The organism is Kitasatospora sp. NPDC056446 (assembly GCF_042796115.1).
GTDB lineage: Bacteria > Actinomycetota > Actinomycetes > Streptomycetales > Streptomycetaceae > Kitasatospora.
In genome coordinates this window covers 1-1,995 of sequence record NZ_JBHTRF010000182.1, presented here as the reverse complement: position 1 = coordinate 1,995, position 1,995 = coordinate 1, and the positions used below count along the sequence as shown (strand labels likewise).

3 protein-coding genes are annotated in these 1,995 nt (G+C 69.8%); 1 reads left to right on the top strand and 2 read right to left on the bottom strand.

The window, feature by feature from the left end; translation table 11 throughout:
* Both ACFQ6N_RS40430 and ACFQ6N_RS40425 read right to left on the bottom strand, forming a co-directional pair.
* The coding region (locus ACFQ6N_RS40430) for a relaxase/mobilization nuclease domain-containing protein (protein WP_380659141.1) at positions 1-342 on the bottom strand (342 nt) is incomplete at its 3' end.
* Positions 339-728, bottom strand: coding sequence for a hypothetical protein (locus ACFQ6N_RS40425; RefSeq protein ID WP_376247569.1), 390 nt, complete (start codon positions 726-728; stop codon positions 339-341). The genes ACFQ6N_RS40425 and ACFQ6N_RS40430, both read right to left, overlap by 4 nt.
* Before the next feature lie 704 nt (positions 729-1,432).
* Here ACFQ6N_RS40425 and ACFQ6N_RS40420 point away from each other — a divergent pair.
* Positions 1,433-1,984 (top strand): hypothetical protein, encoded by a 552-nt coding sequence (locus tag ACFQ6N_RS40420; RefSeq protein WP_376247565.1) that lies wholly within the window; start codon positions 1,433-1,435, stop codon positions 1,982-1,984.
* Positions 1,985-1,995: the final 11 nt, after the last annotated feature.

The following is a 1,995-nucleotide window of genomic DNA, read 5'->3' as shown; positions in this document are numbered from 1 at the left end:
GAAAAAGTTCAGTAGCATGTGGTCGTCGCCGTGGCGGACAGCCACCCACGGGGCCCCGTCGAACCCCATGTCGGCGATGAACGCCGTGGCGATGTCGGCCCACTGGGCGTCGGGGAGGATGCCGTCCTCGTCGGGCAGCGACAGCGACGTGCGCCAGATCGGCGCGGTGATGCCCGGCCGCCGGCGGGCGGTGTGGTCGATCGCGCGGGCAACCTGGAGCGGGGTGCCGGTGACGTTCCCGGCGACGATCCGGGGGTTGATGTGCTCGTCGCGGCGGCCGGGCCCGAAGTCGTAGATCAGCGCCCCAACGGCCTTGCGCCCCTTGGTGATGTTGGCGATCACTCGGGGTCCGTGGGCCGCATCGGCTCGATGCCCCTCACCGCCAGGGCGGCGTTGCCGACCTCGAACAGGGCCGCCTCGACGGCAGCGTGGAGCTGTCCGTCCTGGTGGGTGTAGCGCACAAGCTGGTTGAGGTTCGCGCCGATCCGGCACAACTCGTCGTACGCGTCCTGGTTGATCGGGGGCAGCGGGGCCGGCCCTTTCTCCGCGCCGGGGACGTCGCCCTCGGTCCGGTCCGCGAGGACGTCCTCGACCACGGCCCGCACCCACGCGCCCATCTCCCGGCGGCCGGACTCACCACGGGCCGACTCCCAGCGCTCCCGCTCCTCGTCGGACAGCCGCACCGACACCGTGTGACCGCGCTTCGACCCCGGCGTCCCGCGTGCCATCTCTTCCCCTCCGACCGTGACCAGTCGCCAATTGGCGACCGACCCACAGTCGTACCAGCCGATCCCCGGCCGGAGCCCCCACACCTATGCATCACGACCCAACGGCCAGACAAACCGGCACAGATCGCACACCGAGGCATTCCTGAATCTGTCGGTCTTGTGCCGCGCTACGACGAACGCCGCGCGGGGCGGCAGAGAGCCACGCACAGGGGGTTGCGCGGGGTGCGGCACAGGCTGTTGCTCAGGGGGTTGCGGTCGTCCGGGGACTCACCACTCACCACCGCACGTCAGACCGGGGATTCGGTCTGGTGAGGTGCCGGACTTCCCCTGTCCTGGCCCTCGGCTGATGTGGGCGCCGGGAGACATGACGGGGAACCGGGCGCGCCGCTGCGCTCAGCCGGAGCCGGTCGACCAGGTGCTGGCCGACGCGAGGTGATCGGGATGTACGGGGCTCCGTACTCCCACGTGGGGGCGGATGACGTCATGAACCGATGCTGCCCAGCGACCCTGCCTCGACCCCGGCCGCCACCGCCGCGTACGTCACCGACCCGGGCTGTACGTCACCGGGATGACGTACCGACAGACGGCACACGCCATTCGTCAAGATGTGTTGACGCATGCGACACGTCGTAAACGACTCTTGACACCCGGAGAGCGTGTCAAGGATTCTGTACGCCAGGCATTCGACGTCAAGGGGTCTTTACATGGGTTGGCAGACGGATCAGTTCGGCAGCGGCCACGAGGGGTACCCCGTGGCGGTGATGGGCGACGGCACCGAGCCCGCCCCCATCAACGGCAACAGCGCCTGGTGGCTCTACAACGGCCAAGCGGGGCGGCCCCGGGCTATTGCCGTACGGGCAGGGTGCGAATGTGGCTGGCGCTCCTCCGAGATGTTCCCGATCGACTGGGAGGACCAGGACGAGACGAACGGCTTCGAGCATGGCGACGACGCCCCGTACCCGTACGGCGCTTGGTCCCGGGAACACATCGCCCCGCTCTTGGGGACGACCGTCCCCGATGACCTCTCCGACGCAATCGCCACCGTTCGACGGTTGCTGGCCGACCTGACGTCCTCGCGCCCGATCGCAGCTACGGCCGCCGCCGCTGAGGTCGAGAAGCTCGGCAGCGCAGCGCTTCAGCGGGCGGTCACCGCTGCCCGCGACAACGGCGGGAGCTGGGAGGACATCGGGCAGGCCCTCGGCACCAGCCGCCAGGCCGCGCACCAGCGGTTCGCGAAGGCGCTGTTCCGCGGCTGAACCTGCCGGAC